13 protein-coding genes are annotated in these 20,156 nt (G+C 59.0%); 6 read left to right on the forward strand and 7 right to left on the reverse strand.

What is annotated here, in order from left to right:
* Positions 1–63: 63 nt before the first annotated feature.
* Positions 64–432, reverse strand: coding sequence for a 30S ribosomal protein S12 (gene rpsL / locus K227x_RS22390; protein ID WP_145173091.1), 369 nt, complete (start codon positions 430–432; stop codon positions 64–66).
* Between the two features lie 569 nt (positions 433–1,001).
* Here rpsL and K227x_RS22395 point away from each other — a divergent pair.
* On the forward strand, positions 1,002–1,217 hold the full coding sequence (locus K227x_RS22395; protein WP_145173093.1) for a hypothetical protein: 216 nt from the start codon (positions 1,002–1,004) through the stop codon (positions 1,215–1,217).
* Between the two features lie 74 nt (positions 1,218–1,291).
* Here K227x_RS22395 and hisA read toward each other — a convergent pair whose 3' ends face one another.
* Positions 1,292–2,104, reverse strand: a complete 813-nt coding sequence (gene hisA / locus K227x_RS22400; protein WP_145173096.1) for a phosphoribosylformimino-5-aminoimidazole carboxamide ribotide isomerase — start codon at positions 2,102–2,104, stop codon at positions 1,292–1,294.
* A gap of 78 nt (positions 2,105–2,182) precedes the next feature.
* Positions 2,183–2,545 carry a hypothetical protein gene (locus K227x_RS30780; protein ID WP_218933451.1) on the reverse strand — a complete coding sequence of 121 codons (363 nt, stop codon included), beginning with the start codon at positions 2,543–2,545 and terminating at the stop codon, positions 2,183–2,185.
* Positions 2,546–2,668: 123 nt separating this feature from the next.
* Between K227x_RS30780 and K227x_RS22410 the strand changes: the two genes are divergently transcribed.
* The 5 genes from K227x_RS22410 to K227x_RS22430 all read left to right on the forward strand — a co-directional run bounded on the left by K227x_RS22410 (position 2,669) and on the right by K227x_RS22430 (position 12,771).
* Entirely contained in the window at positions 2,669–5,131 is a 2,463-nt protein-coding gene (locus K227x_RS22410) for a polyketide synthase (RefSeq protein WP_145173099.1), read from the forward strand.
* Between the two features lie 94 nt (positions 5,132–5,225).
* On the forward strand, positions 5,226–6,941 hold the full coding sequence (locus tag K227x_RS22415; RefSeq protein WP_246146055.1) for a coiled-coil domain-containing protein: 1,716 nt from the start codon (positions 5,226–5,228) through the stop codon (positions 6,939–6,941).
* Positions 6,942–7,014: 73 nt separating this feature from the next.
* Entirely contained in the window at positions 7,015–8,277 is a 1,263-nt protein-coding gene (locus K227x_RS22420) for a hypothetical protein (protein ID WP_218933452.1), read from the forward strand.
* 178 nt (positions 8,278–8,455) lie between these two features.
* Positions 8,456–12,280 carry a S1 RNA-binding domain-containing protein gene (locus K227x_RS22425; protein WP_145173102.1) on the forward strand — a complete coding sequence of 1,275 codons (3,825 nt, stop codon included), beginning with the start codon at positions 8,456–8,458 and terminating at the stop codon, positions 12,278–12,280.
* On the forward strand, positions 12,277–12,771 hold the full coding sequence (locus K227x_RS22430; protein WP_145173105.1) for a hypothetical protein: 495 nt from the start codon (positions 12,277–12,279) through the stop codon (positions 12,769–12,771). Before K227x_RS22425 ends, K227x_RS22430 begins: the two co-directional genes overlap by 4 nt.
* Positions 12,772–12,913: 142 nt before the next feature.
* Here the strand turns inward: K227x_RS22430 and K227x_RS22435 are convergent, their stop codons facing one another.
* The 4 genes from K227x_RS22435 to K227x_RS22450 all read right to left on the reverse strand — a co-directional run bounded on the left by K227x_RS22435 (position 12,914) and on the right by K227x_RS22450 (position 20,094).
* On the reverse strand, positions 12,914–16,516 hold the full coding sequence (locus tag K227x_RS22435; protein ID WP_145173108.1) for a carboxypeptidase regulatory-like domain-containing protein: 3,603 nt from the start codon (positions 16,514–16,516) through the stop codon (positions 12,914–12,916).
* Complete coding sequence (locus tag K227x_RS22440) at positions 16,513–16,902, reverse strand: BlaI/MecI/CopY family transcriptional regulator (protein WP_145173111.1); 390 nt, start codon at positions 16,900–16,902, stop codon at positions 16,513–16,515. The genes K227x_RS22435 and K227x_RS22440 overlap by 4 nt, the downstream gene beginning before the upstream one ends.
* A 445-nt stretch (positions 16,903–17,347) precedes the next feature.
* Entirely contained in the window at positions 17,348–18,286 is a 939-nt protein-coding gene (locus K227x_RS22445; RefSeq protein WP_145173114.1) for a sugar phosphate isomerase/epimerase family protein, read from the reverse strand.
* A gap of 185 nt (positions 18,287–18,471) precedes the next feature.
* Complete coding sequence (locus tag K227x_RS22450) at positions 18,472–20,094, reverse strand: hypothetical protein (RefSeq protein ID WP_218933453.1); 1,623 nt, start codon at positions 20,092–20,094, stop codon at positions 18,472–18,474.
* Between the last annotated feature and the right edge of the window lie 62 nt (positions 20,095–20,156).

Genomic DNA, 20,156 nt, shown 5'->3' on the forward strand with positions numbered 1-20,156 from the left:
CTGAATCGTCCGACGAAAGATCGGCCGAGCGAATTGCCCGGCTGATTTGCGAGTCGATCCGAACTACTTCTTCTTCGCACCATAGCGGCTGCGGGATTGCTTACGACCGTCGACGCCCAATGCGTCACGTGAACCGCGAACAACTTGATAGCGAACACCCGGCAAGTCACGGACACGACCACCGCGAACGAGCACGATCGAGTGCTCCTGCAGGTTGTGACCTTCGCCTGGGATGTAGACGGTGACTTCTTTTCCGTTGCTCAAACGAACCCGCGAGATTTTTCGCAGAGCCGAGTTCGGCTTCTTGGGGGTCATCGTCCGCACTTGCAAACAAACGCCCTGCTTTTGCGGGCACTTTTCCAGTACCGGCGACTTGCTTTGAGTCTTTTTCAGCTTGCGTCGTTTACGGACGAGTTGGTTGATCGTTGGCATAGAAAATGAATGAATTACGGCTTTTCGGCATGCTTGCTGCTGGCCCGCGTGCGGGACGCGATTCCCATTTCCAGGAAAATCGCACACGTGCGGTGGGATCGGACACGTGGCCGACCGACAGCGGGAAAAATCGCCCGAGCCGGGCGATGGATCGGCAAAGTATCCCTGTCGTGAAATCCCTGTCAATAGCTGACAGGATTTAACATCGCATTCTGTGGACAGGAATTTCCACCACACCCACAAACGCCCCCCGACAGACGGGCCGATCACCTGCCGCCTTCGACCGGTCAGACGCACCACCTGCGAATGCAGTGAACGCCCGCATCGCTCAACAATCGCCGCAGTTTCACACAAAGGCGGTCGGGCAAGAATTTTTTCGAATTTGGACAAAGCCGCAGCGGGTTCCTGCGTCGGTTCTCGCATGATGTTTTTAGAGCGGGTCAGAAAAATGGGGCGATTGGCCCCCTGCCCGCGAACAAAAGACTCACATCGACCTCCGCTGATCGGCGATAATCGCCAGCCCCGGATGACCACGGACTCGATGGACAAAGGACTCTAAGGTGCAAACGATGAATTCAATCCAAACTCTCGAACAACCCTCTAGCCTGACCACCGCCCATCGCTGCGACGAAGCCTTGGAAAACACCAAACCGGCAGCCGAAAGCGTTGTTTCACCACCAGCAGTGCCAATGCTGGAGAACATCGTTGACGCCATCCGCCTAGATGCGATGCACGACTCACTGCGATACGTGCTGCGAAGCAACACCGGCCATGACGGCGAATGAGAAGCGGAGCCACAGCCAGGCTTCGACGAACGGCTAGCACGAACCCCGCCGGCTGGCCATCAACAACGTTGGCTTCAATGATCCGAACGGGCGGCTTGATTTCGCTTGACCAGATCTTGATATCGGCACCCCTGGCCGCCAAACATGTCCAGCGAACTGCCGACGGTGACGTCGATCTTTCCTAGGCTAGCGGTTTCGATCTTGGTGACGTCGTCCATCGTGGCGACGCCACCGGCGTAGGTCATCGGCCGCGGCGTCGCGCTGCGTGATGCCCACGAAGCCAACCGGGCCACCAAATCGGCATCGATCCCTTGGCACAGCCCCTCGACATCGGCAGCGTGCACTAAAAATTCGTCGCAGTACGCCGACAACCGGTCCAACGTCGCATGATCGATTTTGACCGTCGTCAACGTTTGCCATCGATTCATCGCCACGCGCCAAGCCAATTCTCCCGAATCGCTCGGCTCCACCCGCCGGCAGCTCAGGTCCAACACGATTCGCTGGCGGCCGACGGATTGAATCAGTTGCTGAAGCCGACTTTCGATCAGTTCGCCCCCCGGATCAAACAACCAACTGGTCACGATCACGTGACTGGCCCCAGCGTCGATCCACTGCTTTGCGTTGCCGGCATGGATCCCGCCGCCAATTTGAAGCCCGCCTGGGTAGGCCGAAAGTGCTTCCCGAGCCGCCGCATCGTTGCCGGGGCCAAGCTTGATGACATGACCACCGGTCAGGCCATCGTCGCGATATTTGGCGGCAAACCACCCTGCCGACTGCTCAGCCACGTGGTTTTCGATCGGACCACCGCCTTCATCACGCAGCGAACCACCAACGATTTGTTTCACTTGGCCATCATGGAGATCAATGCAGGGTCGAAACTTAGTCACAGCGATCCGGTTGCAGGATGGAGGAAGGGAAGTGAGAGGGAAGGGTGGGAGTTTAGGATACCGCGTGAGGCGGATCTGTTAGACCCAGGATAACGGAGTCTGGTTTTGTGAGTTTTGCGGTGGGAAAAGGGGCGGGATTTGCGGGGCCTCGTCGCTGCGGAGGGGTTGGGGGGGGCGGAGTTCGAGTTCGAGTTCGAGTTCGAGTTCGAGTTCGAGTTCGAGTTCGAGTTCGAGTTCGAGTTCGAGTTCGAGTTCGAGTTCGAGTTCGAGTTCGAGTTCGAGTTCGAGTTCGAGTTCGAGTTCGAGTTCGAGTTCGAGTTCAAGCGGCAGTCGCTTGAAAGGGCCCGGAATCTTAAACTCGAACTTAAACTCGAACTCGAACTTTCTTCCCTCCCACTCTCTCCTTCTCCCCCTCCCCCCCCAGAAACACCCGTCATTCAATAACCCTGGGTTGGTGTCAATGATACGATGGTGTTTGTGTATAACGATGAAAGAAGACGGGCGACGGATCCTGTGTCCGGCACTTGGCCCGCAACGAAGCGCCCCCGCTAACCTGCGACGACGATGCCAGCTAACCGCACCTTGGACCCGAAACTCGCATCGCTGCTAGAGAACCTTCGCGGGCGAGTTCGACGTTACATCGTCTGGGATTCCGTGCTCGCGATCGCGGCGGTCATCTTGGCGGCTTTCTGGATCGGGCTGGCAATCGATTACCTGCCTGTGCAATTGGGCGGCACCGAAATGCCTCGACTGGCTCGCATGCTGTTGCTATCCGTGGTCGCAGTGGCGGTAATCGTGATCGCAGCAATGATGTTGATCGGCCGCCTCCGCCGCCCGCTGCCCGACGACAGCTTGGCGTTGCTGGTCGAGCGTCAGCACCCCAGCTTGGGTGGCCGCCTGGTAACCGCAGTGCAACTGAACCGCCCAGGCCGCGACGGCGATTCGCATTCGCCGGACCTCTTGAACCACGTCCACCGCGAAGCGGCTTCAGCGATTGACAAAGTCGATCCCGGCAAAGTATTTCGCTGGCAACCGCTGGCCCGCAAGGCGATGATCGTGGGTCCGCTGGCATTGATGGCGATCGTGTTTTTGGCGATCAGCCCCCAATCGTTCGCTCGCGCAGCGTCTCGCCTGACACTCTTTTCCGACGAACCGTGGCCCCGCCGTGCCCACCTGGAAATGGTTGGCATCGAATTGCCCATCGTATCGGCGGATGACGTTCAGGTTGCGCCGCCCGCACTATTGACCTTTGATGACCAACGAACCATTCGCTTGCCGCGCGGCAGCAGCCCCATGCTGCGGATCCGCGCGGACGCCGAAACGGCCGAACTGCCGATCGTTTGCACGGTTTACTACCGCACCGACGGCGGCACCCGCGGCCAGTCGAACATGCGACGGGTTGGGCGAGTGTCGAATGGATTCCAATCGTTCGTACTGGACGGCCCTCCGCTTAGCGGGCTAAGCGAATCGATGACGTTCGATGTGCGCGGCCTGGACGACCGGCTGGACGATTTCCGCATCGAAACGATCACGCCCCCTGCCCTGACCGAGATGAAAGTTTCGGTTCGCTACGCCGATTACCTGCGTGGCCCCGGCAGCAGCGAAGTTGACCTGGAAACCGATTACCAGTCTGGACTGCGGATCAGCGAAGGCAGCGATGTCACGATGCTGGCGAAATCCAGCGTGCCGATCGGTGAAACCCAGGTGATCCTAAAATCAGCCGTTGGCGAACCCAAACAAGGCGACCTTTCCTATTCCGATGACCGCCGTGAACTGAGACTGCGGATCGACGACTTCGACGCCGCCACGACCGTGTCGCTGGTCCCGGCCGACGCCGACGGAATCTCCGCCCAGGCTCCGTACCGATACTTCCTGGGCGTCGTCCTGGACGAACCGCCCGAACTGCAGATGCGATTGGCGGGTATCGGAAACGCAGTCACAGCGATCGCCAAAATCCCCGTTCAAGCGGTCGTCGTGGATGACTACGGTGTCGAACAATTGACCATCTCGGTCACGCCGTCTGCCGAGGCCACGGATGAATCGGACGAAGAAAATCCCGAAGACGAAACCGGCGACGCACCGGACGACGAAAAACCAAACGCGGACGACAATGCGCCGCAATCGGCCAGCGTCCAACCGCGACTGGACCGCGAGGGCAACGCCAGCGCAGAACTGGATCTGCGTGATTGGTCCAGCGAAGGCCGACTACCCGAACTGATCCCCGGCGGTGCGATTAGCGTGATCGGCGAAGCCAGCGATCGATACGACTTGGCGGAACGACACCTAACCCGCAGCGAAGTCTTTCGGTTGGAGATCGTTACCCCAGAAGACTTACTGGCCAGATTGGAACGGCGCGAACTGGGACTGCGTGCACGGCTAGAACAAACGATCGACGAGACACGAAACCTGCGTGACACGCTGAACCTGTTGCGGCGGGGATTTGACGACGTCGTCGAGCCCGACCCCGAACCGGACGCAGCCAGCTTAGAACCCGATGCGGCCGATGCGGCGGCAACAGCAGCCAAAGCGGCCCGCGACAAGCAAGAAGCGGCGGTCGAGCAGACTCGCCAAAAACAGGTGCGGCGATTGCGAACGCAACAAAGTGGGCTGCAAGCCAACAAGACAGCGGAAGAGTTGTCGGGCATCGCCACGTCGCTGGACGACCTGCTGATGGAAATGGTCAACAACCGCGTGGATTCGGTCGACCGCCAAGAACGGATCGGGGAAGGCGTTCGGGACCCACTGCGAGCGATCGTTGACGATCCGCTGACCCGTCTTCGCCAACAGATCGTTGACATCGAACGCAGTGTCGATGACTCGGCCCTGGCCACCGAAAAGACCGCCTTGGCAGTGGACACGGCCGACGATGTCCTGCTGCAACTGATCGCGGTACTGGACAAGATGCTGGACCTAGAGAGTTACAATGAGATCTTGGACATCGTCCGCGAACTGATCGATGACCAAGGCAAACTGTTGGACGACACAAAATCCGAACGCAAGAAACGCGTTTTGAATTTGTTCGACTGACCGACCACCCAACCCTGCTGTCGACTGATTCGTTTTTTCGATTCGCACGAGCCGATTGCGACGGCCGACGATCGTATTCTTACAGAGACTTCCGATGATCCGATGCTTTCTGGTTCTGCTGCTCGCGTTTGCCGCTGCAACAACCGGGTTGGCCGACGAAAGCCCGCTCAGCCAGCGACAAAGCACGGTCGCCCAACGCTACCAGCGGCTGGAAGAACTGCTGCTGCGACTGGCCGAAGTCGAGACGGCAGAAAATCCCGAACGGGCAGCCCTGCTGCGGCGTGCGGCTCGCCAATCACGCGACAAGTTCGTCCTGGAACGACTCCGCAATGCCTCGAAGTCGCTGGAAAGCCAAGAGTTCCAGAAGGCGGTGGACGAACAATCGGCGGCGACCGAAGAACTGGCATCGCTGCTGAAGCTGCTCCTTAGCGAGGACCGATCCAAACGGATTCGCGACGAAAAGGAACGTGTCCAAAAGCTCGTCAAGGAACTCAAACGCAACCTGAACAACCAGCGCAGCACGCGTGCACGAACCGAGAACGGCGCCGACATCCAAGCCGTCGAAAAGGAACAGAAGTCCGTCACCGAAAAAAGCGAAGAGCTGAAGCGGCAGATGGAGGAGGACTCGGAGGATCCGATCGAGACGCCTGCGCCGAGCGATTCAGAACCCAAGGATTCAGAGCCAAACGAATCCAAACCGTCCGATTCCAAACCGTCCGATTCCGAACCGTCTGACTCCAAACCGTCCGACTCCAAGCCGTCTGATTCCAAACCGTCTGATTCCAAACCGTCCGACTCCAAACCGTCCGACTCCAAACCGTCCGACTCCAAACCGTCCGACTCCAAACCGTCCGACTCCAAACCGTCCGACTCCAAACCATCCGACTCCAAACCATCCGACTCCAAACCATCTGATTCCAAACCTTCTGAATCGAAACCCAGTGACGAGGCGTCGCCAGAGCCCCCGCCGGAACGGCCTCAGTCACCTGAACAGGAGGCCCAGAAGCAGCTTGACCAGGCCATCGAAAAGATGAAGCAGGCGGAGAAAGACCTTGAAGAGGCCAAGCGAGAGGAGGCGACGGAAAAGCAGCGGCAGGCCGAGGAAAATCTGCGTGCGGCGATCGATCAACTCGAACAGATCCTGCGACAGCTCCGGGAAGAGGAGTTGCAGCGGGAACTTGCGAAATTGGAATCGCGTCTCAGAAAGATGGCCGCGATGCAAACTCAGGTGCTCGAAAACACTCAAACCTTGGCGGCGACACCGAAATCGCAGCGGAATCGCCAAACCGACCTGAAGGCTGGCGATCTGGCGTTTGAAGAGAAGAAAATCACGATGGAGGCTGATCGGGCGATGCTGCTGCTTCGCGAAGAGGGATCAAGTGTCGCGTTCCCGGAAGTGGTTTTGCAGATTCGTGGCGACACGGCGCGAGTGGCCGATTTCTTGGCGGAAACCAAGATCGACCTGGTCTGCCAGGGGATCCAGGAGGACATCTTGGCTGCCCTAGGCGAGATGATAGAGGCGTTGCAGAAGGCACAGCGTGACCTGGAAAAGAAGAAACAACAGCAAGGTCAGGGCAAACCCGGGCAATCGGGACAAGGCGAACAACCGTTGGTCGAGGCCTTGGCGGAACTAAAATTGATCCGAACGATGCAGTCCAGGATTAAATCCACGACGGACCGCTATTCGGGGCTGCTAGAATCAGGTGAGTCGTCTGGCGATGAAGTCTTGCCGCTTTTACAGAACTTGTCAGAGCGCCAAAGTCGTCTGTACCGGATCACTCGAGATTTGGTATTGAAGCGAAATCAGTAACCGTGAGGCGAATGTGAATCGACCGAAGCCCGTGCTCCCTGGCTCGCTTGCTCGACTCTGCCGGATTCCGACGATGAAACCCATCGTCGCGATCGCGGCCCCGCCCGGTCCCCCACCGTCGAAGCCCCTGACACGCGGCCTAGCTTCGCCCCGCGGCGGCAGCCCAATGCGGACCCGAAAGCCCAAACGTGCGGCTAGTTTGTTGCTGGCCCTGCAGGCAATCGCGGTTCCCACCGCGCAGACCGCGGCCCTCCTGACGACTTCGGTGCTGACGGCCACCATCGCGACAAGCACCGCCAGAGCTGACGAAGCTCAATCGCCGGCCCCCGCTTCCGCGTCGACCGAAGATGCGCTGAAACGCCGAGCCACTTGGCAGCGGTTCGATGCGACGGAAATGGCTAAAATGCTGCGATCCTCGCTCGACGCACTGGGCGTCGCGCCGGCACAGATGGATCGAATCACGGACGAATTCCTGGCCGCAATCGAAGCTGACGATCGGGACCCGCTGGACGCGTACATCGCGGCAACCGGGCCGTTGGTGCCAGTCATTGACCAGATCGTTTCCGCCAGCACCACCAACATCGATGCTTCGGCCGCCACGATCGACCCCAACACACCGACCTACGGTGCCGTTGAATCGCTGCCGAAATCGATGCGGATGACTCTGCGGACGTGGCTGGGCCGAGAACTGGTCCGCGCCCGTTTGTACGACGAAGCGTTGCCGGTGATCGCCGAAGTCGACCCGACCGAGTCGATCGATCCGGCATCCGCACTGTATTTTCGCGGTGCCTGCTACCACGCGCTGTTGATGAAGACCGAAGCGCTTGCGGATCTGCGGCGGCTTTTGGAGAACCAAGACGATGTGCCCGTTCGTTTTGCCCGCACAGCACAATTGATGGTCGCGGACATCAAACCGTTGAAAGAAGACTCGCTTGACGAAATTTCGCGATTGATGACCGACGTGACGCGGCGTTTGGACCTAGGACGCAGCAACGAAGTGGTCAGCAATCAAGAACAGAAGATCATCGACAAGCTGACCAAGTTGATCGAAAAGATCGAAGAACAACAGCAGCAACAGCAACAGCAGCAACAACAGGCCGGCGGCAGTGGCGGCCAAAGCGACGGCCAGGGCAGTCCGATGCAGGACAGCAACATTGCCGGAGGCAGCGCCAACGGCGACGTCGACCGCAAAGGCATTTCCGACAAAGACGGCTGGGGGAATCTGCCACCAGCCGAGCGGAATCAGGCGTTGCAGCAGATCAGTCGTGACCTGCCGACGCACTATCGCGAGGCGATCGAGGCCTATTTCCGGAAACTGGCCACCGATGGATCCTAGCCGGGTCATTGAACCACGGCCTCTTTGCGGATATCTTCGCGAGCTTCCCCGTTGGGGTAGGGGCTGCGCCGAAATGGATCGCCGCGTCTCAACGAAACACCGCCAAAAGCGGCACACGTCCAGCCCGACCCTTCGCGGTCGATCCGTAGGACTCACCAGGTAAAGAGAACGACTCGGTATGAGCGTCGATTTAGAAGCAATTGCCCAACGCGGGCGTTGCGAAATTTCCAGCTTGCGTTTGGCCCTTCCCCTCCTCGAACAGGGATACACGCCGCCGTTTTTGGCGCGTTACCGTCGAGACGAATTGGGTGGTTTGGATGAATCAAGCCTTTGGGGGTTGGCGTCTGCCGTCACCACCGAGAACCAAATCTCCAATCGACGCGAGCAACTGCAGGCGTTGTGGGACGCAACTGCGCTGAAAGATCCAGCGATCGGTTACGCGATTGGCAAAGCCAATTCGGTCCGCATGCTGTCGCGACTGGCGCGTCGACTGAAGCACGAATCGAGCGAAAAGCCCAGCGACGCCACTCGATTGGCCGTTCGTGTGCTGAACCCACGCAAGGGTGACGGCAGCGATTTCGCGTCGATCGCCGCAAAAGTCGAAGGCATCGAAAGCGTCGACGCAGCATTCGACGACCTGGACAACGCCCTGGTCGAACGCCTGGCCGGTGACCCGCGAGTGATCAATGCAGCAGTTCGCTGGTTGGCTAAGAACGCCCGAATTCATATCGCCAAGATCAGCGACCCGCATATCGGTGGCGAGGAAGAAGAAGCCAAGCCGAAGAAAAAGAAAAAGAAAAAATCGGCCAACGCCAACGCCAACGCCAACGCCGACAAGCCTGCCGCCGATACGGCAACCGACGCTGCGGTAGCCACCGCAGACGGGGCGACCGACACGCAGGCCGCTACCGAAGCGACCCCGCCAGGCGATTCGGCTGCGGATCCAGCCGCGGTTGTGACAACTGCGACCGAAACACCGGCCGCATCGGCAACGGAAACCTCGGCGATCGCAACTGCGGCCGCCGAAGCCCCAGCCAAGCCAGAATCCACGGATTCTGAACTAGCGGCGGCAGCCGAAGCCACTGCGACGGAAGCCACTGCGACGGAAGCCCCTGCAACGGAAGCCACTGCAGCCGACGCTGGCACAGCGGAAACCCCAGCAGCAGAAGCTGCGTCGACCGAGCCAGTGGCGACCGAGCCAACTGCCGCCGACGCCCCAGCGGCAGCTGATGGCACAGCCACGCCGGCTGGCGAAACGGCAAACACCGACTCGCTGCCGATCGATTCGTTCAAGGCGGAATCGGCCAAATCGGGTGCTGGCGACGCGAAAGCAGCCGAAACATCGACCAAGGGCAACAAGCCGGTCAAAAAGCAGAAAAAGATTTCACCACGCCAACGCCGACGCCGTTGGTTGGTCGGAGTCCTGAAGCCGCTGCAAGGCAAACGCTTCACATCGGACAAACTCAGCTCGTTCCAACTGGTCATGCTGGGCCGCGCACTGCGAAGCCAAGTCGCCGAGTGCGGTTTCGAATACGACGCTGGCAAACTGGTTGCTGAACTGCAACGAACCGCCGCCGGTTTCAACCACCACCTCGAAGAACGTATGCGGGACATCGTCCTGCAGAACGAAGCCAGCATCCGCGAAGCCGCCGAAATCGCATGGTGGGACGACGTTCAGGAACGAGCATCGGCGCGATTGGTTCAGATCACCGCCGATCACCTGCGTCGCCACGTCAATCGTGGACCGGTGGATGCCAAGGTCGTCATGTCGATCGACGCCGTTGGCCCACGCACAGCAGCCACCACCATCGTGTCGGCTGACGGACGTGTTCTGCACACCGAAGATTTGCCCTGTCAATTGTCGGCCACTCAGCGAGGCCAAGCGGTTGCGCGGATGGGCGAACTGATCCACACGCATCACGTTGACCTGATCGTGATCAGCAACGGACCGGCCAGACGCGCAACGATGATCGCCCTGGGCGACCTGATCACCGCGTCACCCGAGAAATCGATCCGCTGGACTCTGGCAGATCGCAGCGGTGCGGACGCGTATTCAGGCAGCAGCGTTTCGGACCAAGAAATGCGTTCGACCCCGCGTCGATTCCGAGCCGCCGCCTGGTTGGCGTTCTCGGTCTTGCAACCGGCCCAGTCGATGGCCAAGGTCGACCCGCTGAAACTACGGCTCAGCTCTTTCCAACGGGAATTGTCTGACGAAGCACTCGCCGAAACGCTCGAAGACGTCATGGTCAGCGGTGCTTCACGCGGCGGTGTCGACGCCAACTCGGCTCCGCAATCATGGCTACGTCGACTGCCCGGCGTGACCCCCGAAATCGCGACCGCAATCGACAAGGCACGCCGCGAAAAACTGTTCTCGTCCCGCGACGCGATCAGCGAAATCGCGAACTGGCCTAGCGCCGTGGAAAGCCGCCAATCGCTACCTTTCCTACGTGTCTTCGGCAGCGAAGAATCCCTGGATGGAACACTGATCCATCCGGATGATTACGCGCTAGCGAAAAAACTCGCTCAGTCGCTGGAACTGGAACTGCCACCGGCGACGCCCCCTGGCTACACCGCACCCGATTTTTCGAACCCGTCGACCAGCGACGAGGTCAAACCGATCCAGGTGGCGGACCAATCGAAGCCGACGACCGTCGAGGATTTCACCGCATCCGGCGAAAAGTCTCCCGAGTTCGCGATTCCAGAACCCGAAGGCGACAGCGAAACCGCGAACACGTCTGAACTGCAGGCCGATCCGGCCGCCGGTGATGCTGCAACACCCGATGCTGCAGCGACCGAAACCGCAGCAGCGGAACCTGCCGCCGGCGAGACCGCCGAAGCGTCCAGCGACGCACCGGCTGCCGAAGCCGCAGAACCCGCAGCGACAGCGGACGACGCTACTCCAGCCGAGCAATCCGCATCGGGCGAATCAGCCACCGACGATGCGACCTCCGCCGAACCTGTCCGCCAACCTCGGCCCGACCGAGCCAAGATCGACAAGTGCGTCAAAGAATGGCAGATCGGCACCCGCCGCGCTCATCAAATTGTGCACTGGCTTTGCGATCCATTCGGCGACAGCGACGTGTCCGGATCGCCTCCGGCCGTGATGTCAACGATGCCATCGACCAAGGCCCTGAAACCCGGCGATCCAGTCGTGGGCGTCGTGGTCGGCGTCATGCCGTTTGGTGTCTTCGTTGAATTGGCACCCGATTGCAGCGGACTGATTCACGTCAGCCGTGTGTCGGATTCCTATGTGGAAGACCTGCACGAAGCGGTTCAAATCGGCGATGTCGTCACCGCTTGGGTGACCGGTATCGACGAAAAACGTCGCCGTGTCGGACTCAGTGCGATTTCACCCGAGCGTGAAGCAGAACTGGAAGATGCCCGACGCAACCGTTCGGCTCGCCCCCATCGTGGCGGTGGCGCTGGCGGTGGCAATCGAGGCGGTCAAGGGAATCGTCCGGCCGCTGCAGCATCCGGTAATCGATCGCAAGGAACCCAAGGCAATCAAGGACGCAGCGGTGGACCACCATCCAAAGACGCTCGCGGCCGTGGCGGCCAAGGCGGTGGCGGACGTGGACGCAGCGGCGATCGGCACTCAGCCGGCAACCGAGGCGGACGTGGTCGTGACAAGAAACCGGAAACCTACCGAGTCGTGGCCAAGGCTGATGCCAAGCCGCTGACCGACGCGATGCAAGACGGCAAAGAACCGCTGCGATCGTTCGGTGACCTGATGCAGTTCTTTGACAAAGACAAGAAGGCAGCTGCGGAAAAATCGGTCAAACCGGCCAAGCCCAAAGTGACCGAGCCAAAGGCAGCGAAGCCAGCGACGGAGGATCCAAAACCAGAGTCCAACGACGCGGCAACTCCGCCTGCAACACCCGCGCAGACGGACGCCCCGGCAACCCCTTCGGCCGACACGGCCAAACCAGCCGATGCACCGCAATCGCCACAAGGCGAAGCTGCGAACCAACCCGCTACTCAAGCCGATACCCCTGACGCATGAGCGATGATTTCCAGTCACGGCTAGAGTCCGCCATCTCGCGCGGACAGAAACGTGCGGACCAGAAAGCGTCGGCGCAGCGGGCCAAGGAACTCAGCGAAGACGAACTGCGACGGCTCCACACGTCGTTCCGCTTGGAATTGTCCGAGCGGATCGAACGGGCCGTGCACCAAGTCGCTGATCACTTCCCCGGCTTTCGCGAAGAATCTCTGTTCGGCGAAGGCGGGTGGGGTGCAGCATGCTATCGCGATGACCTGAAAATCGTTTCAGGACGACGCGAAAACCAGTACAGCCGACTGGAAATGATGATCCGCCCGTTCAGCGATTCTCGAGTGCTAGACCTGAAGGGGAAAGGCACTGTGATGAACCGGGAACTATTCAATCGGTCATTCTTCGTCCCCATCACAGAAGTAGACAGCGACGAATTCACGCAACTGATCGATACATGGTCGATCGAGTACGCGGAAGTCTACGCCACCAAAACGCGAATCTAACCCGCCTCTAGCGGCTACCACAAAACTTAAACCCGAACTTTTCCTCCCTAGCTAACGCGAGGGGAGCAGAATGGAAAGTTCGAGTTTAAGTTCGAGTTCGAGTTTAAGTTTTGGAAGAGGGGGGGAGCGATGAAGTCGCTTCTTATCGATTCGCTGCGACGGGCCCCGACTCGATCGGCACGATCTTGATCAGCAAATCCTTGTCGCCAACCTGCGCTTTTGCGCTGGTCGGATAGTACGTCGCCGGGTTGGTTCGAACTCGAATGCGCAGGTTGTATTCACCGTCGGGCAGCCCGTCGATTTGAAAATCCCCTTTTTCGTCGGTAGTTGCCTCCCGTGTATTCGGGCTTGGGTTGGCCAGCAGCAGCCGATTTGCGTCGGTGAACGTTGGAATCGACGAAACGTGCGCTCCCGAAACAGGGTTCCCATCGACATCAATCACTTGGCCAGAAATGGTGCCATGCGCCATTTGAAATTCCATCTCTTCGGCGCGAAATTGATTGGTTCCGATTTGCGTGACAGACCGACGCCCCGAGGGGTTATTGCGCGAAAGTCCTTGGACACTCCAAAGTTCCACGGAATAGCTTCCGACCGGTGGCACAAACCAGACGTAGGTTCCCGCCTCGTCCACTCGCCTGGGAACTCCGCTCATCGAATGTGATCCCATGAACGAGTGAGTGGGTGGCTGCCGCCAGACCATAACGCTGACGCCCGGCATGGGGGCGCCGTCGATGGTTGCTTTGCCAGTAATCTTCCACATCGGTTTCATGCGGATCGTGTGTTCCTGCGATGTCATCATCGCGGGCATCGGAACCTCGGCCCATAGGTGTTGGTCCCCGGTGTCGATCGACGCGCTGACGATGACGTCCGAAGCATACAAACGAAGAGGAAACAATGTGGCTCGCCCATCCGAGTCGGTGATCGCGTCTTCGCAGATCTTCAGATCACGAATGATCGAGTCCTTCGGTGGCGGCAGTCGCTGCAGCATTGTCAGCGTTGCACCAGCCACCGGTTGCCCCGATTTGTCTGTGCAGCGAATGGCAACGGCGGGGGCTTTCCGGACGACCAGGGGTTCTGCTTCTGCGACCGATCCATCGACCGCCGTTATTGTTTGTGATGGTGCCCAGGAGTCGACTTTATCACTTCTAGGATTCGACCATGGCAATACAAATCCCGGTCGTTTCCCCCATGCCCAAAGCCGATAGGTTCCAGCGTGTGGAACGAGCATCCGATAAGTCCCATCAGCTTTTGCCGACGCGGTAAGGCGGCGATCGGGGCTGCCGGTTTCGATGGATTCAGCTTCAACGAACACGCCTTCCATCGGCTCGCCATCTTCGGAAAATACGCTGCCGACAATTTCGATGCCCTCCTGCATCACCACGGAAAGCGGCTCGCCATCGGCAGCTTGCTGTTTGCTGATTTTCGCTCGGGTCCAGAGCAAACCGCGATCAATCGGTGCGGAAACGCTAACGTGGATAGTGTCGTCTCCGTTTCGCCGATCAAACCAGTCGCTTGGTACGCGAGCTTGAAATCGGCCTTCGCGATCCGTTGGAGTTGAGATCACGCCAACCAAAACGGTGCAGCCCGCAACGGGGGCTCCTGCTGAATCGCGGACAAATCCAGAAACGGAGAAACCCGTATCGACGTGATGAGTGCTGCCAGAGGCAAACACAACGGGGTTTTGCACGCCAGGATCCATGGTTGGAAATCGCAATCCCGTCTCGACAGAGTCCGAGGTCCGGATGGCGAAGGATGCCGGCGCCCAATCCGGATGCTCCAGCACGACGTTCGCGATGTAGCCACGGGGTAGTCCATGGATCACGAATTCACCCGCGTCGTCGGTGATCGTGCGCGGTGACAAACTGCTGCGGAAAAGGCTCGTCGAGTAATGGGATAGATTCGCGATGTCATCCGGCCTCGCTTCATCGATGGATGATACTGAAACGGAGGCACCTGCGACCGGCTGCCCTGCCGGATCGATGATCGTTCCACCGACGGATGCCGTTTCTTGAAGCTTCAGATCAAGCGATTTGACATACTGAGATGTTCCGATGGAATGCCAACCGTATTGCCCCGGCGTGGCAGCAACGACCTCCCACTGTTCCTGATAGGGATAGTCGTCTCGCCGCGCGGGAACATCGTCAAATCGGAAACGGCCCTGGTCGTCAGCGATCGTTCTTGCCAGCAGAGCCAGGACCTGCGTCGAGTGATAATATCGCTGCGAATTGGTTTGCCGAATCCCAACGATCGCATTCTTAGCGGGCTGACCTGTGGATGTTCGAACAACGCCGTCGACCGTGATCAGGGTCCGCGGATCGCGATCGGTGGCGAGCGACGTTGAAGCCAGATTTTCGTAGAGAGACACACTTTCTGGCGCCGATGCAACGGGACGTTCGGCAGGGGATTGGGTCGATTTTTGAACGACCGGTTGCGGCTTCGGTGGTGTATGAAGGCCGAGGGCATCGTTCGCCGCAGGCGGATTGACCTTGGCTGGGCCTGCTGTTTTCGATTCGTCGGTTGGCTGTACCGCTGGATCCGCAACCGTTGTGGAGGCCACCTGTGCGGATTCTAATCGGACGCTGGTGGTGCCGATCGTTATCAACGCGGTGCAGGCGAGCACGCAAAGCAGACGTGGATGGCTGGGCATGACTGATTCCATCCGCAGAATCTTCCTCACTCGAAGTTCCGTATCTCCATACTGACTCATTGCAATCTCTCCCCAAGAGTTCCGTGACGTTTGAATTTCTTCCAGGACGCAAAGCAAGTGTTCGGCATATGGGATGGCACCCACACCAGCAGCGACCACCCGTTCATCTGTCGCTTCTTCGCGTTCGCGGCGCAGCGAGTGACGGCAGCAGTGCACCCAAGGGTGAAACCAATAGCAGGCCGTGACACATTGGGATATCAAATCAGCCACCGCATCGTGTCGCGCAACATGCGTCATTTCGTGCAGTAGGACGGAGCGCTGGCAGTCCATCGACCAGCCCATAAACCGCGAGGGCAACAGAATCGTGGGACGAAGAATGCCAAACACCAACGGGCCGCAAACTTCGCTGCTGATCCATACGGTGGGCGATCGGGCCAATGACAAATCCGTGGCGTATCGATCGACGGCGGCTTGCTGGGACGCATTCAATCGGCGTGCCCGCGCCGACATTCGCCGCAAATGAATGGCCGAGAACAGCATTCTTGAAACCCAAACCGCCGCGCCAACGGCGTAGACGGTCAGCAGAATCCAAGGCAGTTCGAATCGACGGTAGATTGGCGACGCGCTAGGATGATTCGGAATGATGTCGGAATCGTTGGCCAAGGGAGCGTCGTGTTGAACCGGTGCATGGTGTTGAACCGGTGCATCGCGTTGAACCGGATCGTCGCTCGGAAGGACAGTCCATTGCGAATCATCGATCCATCCGTTCCCGGTTGGCGTCGCTGGCTTTGCTTGACCCTGGATGGGTTCCGCGATCGGAGTGACGCGGTCGATCGCCGTCTTCTGCGGTGTGATTTTCTGCGGAGCGAATTGCTCGAATGCGGACTGCTCGAGTGCGGGCTGATACACAGTTCGCAACGTCAAGGCAGGCAGTATCCAAATCGCGGGAATCACGATGCCCATCGAGATCATCGCCGCTAACCAGACCGCGTGCCTTGTTGAGGCCGAGCGATGCTGCAGCAGAAAACGGCACACCAACCACGCGACCATGGCAACCACGGTGACTCGCAGCACCGCGTAACCGGCAAAATGAATCATTGTCCGGATTCCTTTTGACTTGCGGCGTCGTCAATCAACCTGCGCAAACGTTGAAGTTGCTCCGTATCCAGGTTGGCTTTCGGATCCGATAGATGGGCCGCCAACGCTTGTTCGACCGAGCCGCCATAGAAAATATCCAAGACTCGCCGGATCGCCGACTTCCCTTCGCCCGACTTCGACTTGCAGACACAGTACAGAAATCGCTTGCCATCACGTCGGTGTTTGACGACTCCCTTCTGTTCCAGGATACGAAGGATCGTACGGACCGTTGCATCGGAGGGTGGGTCCGGCATGACGGCGCGGATCGAAGCTGCGGATGCTTCTTCCACTTTGAACAAAATGTCCACAATCTGTCGCTCGCGTCGACTCAATTCCGCCCGAACCATGGATCGATCTCCCGTGCACACAAACTGATGTGTGCATTTATTAACACATCAAGACCGGCAGTCAAGCTTAAAAATCCGCGGCCGCCGTCGTGGCGAGCGCACAAGACGGTTTGTACCGCGAAGGCATACGCATTCTGTGTTGAAACTCGCGGCCCGATGAGGCACACGGATAAACGACGGTGGGCGAGTCAAATCGTTTCACCGCGTGGGCATCGCCCCGTGCGTTTCTACACACCGCCACGCGCGGCCCGATGGGCACGCGGTTAAACGACAGTGGGCGAGTCAAATCGTTTCACCGCGTGGGCAACGCCCCGTGCGTTCGTACGTCGCGACGCGCGGGCCGGTGCAGGCACCGGCAGGGCTGGACGTTTTCGCTGGGCCAATGAAAAAACCGCACGGCTGGTGGGCCGCGCGGTTTCGGTGATTGCGAAAAATCGGGTGCTGATCAGCTGACTGCTTGAGCCAGTTTTTTGCCGACCTTGACCAGCAAATCCTTGCTCTTTCGGATACCTTCCATCTCGCCGATCTTGCCACCTTCGTATTCGATGCCGACGTAGCCGTGGTAACCGTGTGCGAGGACGATTTCCATCATCTTCTCGTAGTCGGTGTTGATCTCATTGCCCTGTTCATCGAAGTCGTGCGTCTTGGCGCTGACGGCCTTGGCGAACGGCATCAACTCGGCGACCCCTTGGTAACGATCATAGATTTCGGGATTGTCACCGCGAGTGATGTAGAAGTTTCCGAAATCGGGAAGGGTTCCACAGTTTTCCAGGTCGACCATTTCGATGGTGCCCGAGAGCCACTTTCCGTTGCTGCTTAGCCCACCGTGGTTTTCAACGATCACGTTCAAACCGTGGGGTGCTGCAAACTGGCTCAGACGACGCAGTCCGTCGGCGGCCAACTTTTGTTGTTCTTCGAAGCTGCCGCTGCTGGACGCATTGACTCGGATCGAGTGGCAACCGAGGAACTTGGCAGCTTCGACCCACTTGTAGTGGTTTTCAACCGCTTCGGTACGCTTCTTCTCGTTGGGGTCGCCCAGGTTGCCTTCACGGTCAACCATGATCAACAGACTCTTCACACCTTCGCTGCTGGCGCGATCCTTCATGTCGGTCAAATAGGCCGTATCCTTTGCCTTGTCAGCAAAGAACTGATTGACGTATTCGATGCCATCGATCCCGAACTCTTGCTTGGCGACGCGAGCGAAATCCAGGTTAGTGATTTTGGATGAATCGTCACGCAGGGTGCGGTGCAACGACCACTCGGCCAACGAAATCTTGAAGGGCATTTCGCCAGCTTCGTTTTCGGCTGCTCGCAAGCGTGGCAGTCCAAGGGTGGCGGCGAACGCGGCTGCAGCGGAGGTTTGCAAAAATTGGCGGCGATACATGAAGGAGGGTCTCGCGGAGTGGTGGAGGTAGAAAAATCAGGTTGGGTGCTTCGACAACTGAAATCGAATCACAAGATAACGCGTCACAGTTTACACAAAGGCCGACGATACGCAGTTCAGCAAGAACGCGACTTCGCCAGCGGTCATTCGCCAGCGGTCATTCGCCTGGTGTCATTCGCCTGGTGTCATTCGCCTGGTGCAGCCGGTTGGGACCGAACTGCCCAAGTGCGTGCCATCGCCAGACGTTCTTCGCGCGGTCCGTGCAGGAACAACAGCCCCTCGGAACCGCCGACGATATGGAAAGCCATTTCGACTTCGTCCAGCGTTAACAGGTTCAGTGATTGGTACAAGCGAATTTCGGCTAGGGTCTGCAGTGTTCGAGCTTTCGGACCACCGATCACCAGCGAAATCCTGCGGCGGACCGATTCCGGCGACAATCCTTGCGGCATCGGGACGACCTTCGTATCGCGATCCATGATGCCCAACAGACTTCCCAGTTGATCCATCACGTAGGCGCGTTCATCGGCGAAACTTCCGGTGGAAATCTTCTGAGCCGCTTCCAGGCTGTCCATGCTCTTGGTCAGCGCCAACTGTTTGCCGGTCGCAACGTTGAACAATCGACAACGCGAAACATTCTGTGTGGCGTTGTTGCGGCCTGGTTTCAGCAGAACGTCAAAGTGAAACAGAAAATCGATCCCTTCGGACTGGGCAACCGGCAGCATTTCATTCGACGCACCTTGCCCCAGGTACGTGATTCCGGGACGCCACATTCCGGGTGGACGGGGTGCTTCGGTCAACGCCGCATCTAGCTTGGCTGACATCGTTGGCAAGGGCGCCGCGTCGACTGCGGCGTCGCCTTCTTGTCGTGGTGGGGGTGGTCGGCGGGGAGCCCGTGGGTCGATTTTCTCAGGCGGGGTCAGACCGGTAAACAGCGGACCATAATCGCCCGCCTTGAATCGCTTGCCAAATTCCTCGGCAACGACTTCCGCGACCAAGCCAAGATTCGAATCCATCATCGACTCGGCTTCGTCGCTAAGCATGTTCCGTTCGGCGTAGGTCGGCGCGGCAGGTTTGGCATTTGGTCGCCGACCCATGCCCCCCATGCCGCTCATCGATTCCATGTCTTCGCCGCTGTAACCGCCGCCCATTTCCTCCATGCCCATCTCCATCGACATATCTTCGCCGCTGTACCCGCCGGACATATCGTCATAGCCACCGCTGGACGCTAGTCGCCGCCCCGGTTTGGTCGTCCCAGCACGAATCGGCGACGCATCGGGCACGTCTTCGGTGCCGCGGACAGCGATCGAAACGGCCCAGCGGACGTTCCAGACCGGGCGCCGGAGAGCAGGACTGAATTTGACGGTGCTGAGCGCCAATCCGGCTTCTTCGTACTCGGTCACCATGTGGCCGCACATCAATTCGACAGCCATCCCCTGGTAACCGGCAGCGAACGCCATGTCGGATTCACGTTGCAGCAACGGGCCGGTGATCACCTGGACGCCCGCGGCTGGCTGAAAGAGCGGGGCAAGTTCGAAACTGTTGACCAGCGAAATCACACTCGATGCGTACGTATCGGTGATGTCGGACGTCGATCCCTGGCTGCCGCCACCGCCATAGCCCGAGTCACCATAGTCGCTGCCGTATTCGTCGTACCCCATCCCCATTTCCATCTCCATACTCATCTCATCATCCATCATGCCCATTTCGGAATCCATGTCGCTGGACCCGCCGCTTTGCGAATACTGCTCGGCAGACTGCTTGACCGTTTCGCCGGCCGACTGTGCGGTCGCCACGGATGGAACGCACATCGACGCCGCCACCCATCCGATGACAACCAGAGCAAAACCGCCCCAATTTCCTCGGGTGGCTA

Source organism: Rubripirellula lacrimiformis (genome assembly GCF_007741535.1).
In the GTDB taxonomy this organism is placed as follows: domain Bacteria; phylum Planctomycetota; class Planctomycetia; order Pirellulales; family Pirellulaceae; genus Rubripirellula; species Rubripirellula lacrimiformis.

Coding starts and splice junctions, on each gene's coding strand:
- K227x_RS22430 (WP_145173105.1), top strand. CDS start 12,277: ATGAGCGATGATTTCCAGTCACGGCTAGAGTCCGCCATCTCGCGCGGA.
- K227x_RS22440 (WP_145173111.1), bottom strand. CDS start 16,902: ATGGTTCGGGCGGAATTGAGTCGACGCGAGCGACAGATTGTGGACATT.
- K227x_RS22450 (WP_218933453.1), bottom strand. CDS start 20,094: ATGTGCGTTCCATCCGTGGCGACCGCACAGTCGGCCGGCGAAACGGTC.
- K227x_RS22425 (WP_145173102.1), top strand. CDS start 8,456: ATGAGCGTCGATTTAGAAGCAATTGCCCAACGCGGGCGTTGCGAAATT.
- K227x_RS22415 (WP_246146055.1), top strand. CDS start 5,226: ATGATCCGATGCTTTCTGGTTCTGCTGCTCGCGTTTGCCGCTGCAACA.
- K227x_RS22395 (WP_145173093.1), top strand. CDS start 1,002: ATGAATTCAATCCAAACTCTCGAACAACCCTCTAGCCTGACCACCGCC.
- K227x_RS22435 (WP_145173108.1), bottom strand. CDS start 16,516: ATGATTCATTTTGCCGGTTACGCGGTGCTGCGAGTCACCGTGGTTGCC.
- rpsL (WP_145173091.1), bottom strand. CDS start 432: ATGCCAACGATCAACCAACTCGTCCGTAAACGACGCAAGCTGAAAAAG.
- K227x_RS22410 (WP_145173099.1), top strand. CDS start 2,669: ATGCCAGCTAACCGCACCTTGGACCCGAAACTCGCATCGCTGCTAGAG.
- K227x_RS22420 (WP_218933452.1), top strand. CDS start 7,015: ATGAAACCCATCGTCGCGATCGCGGCCCCGCCCGGTCCCCCACCGTCG.
- K227x_RS22445 (WP_145173114.1), bottom strand. CDS start 18,286: ATGTATCGCCGCCAATTTTTGCAAACCTCCGCTGCAGCCGCGTTCGCC.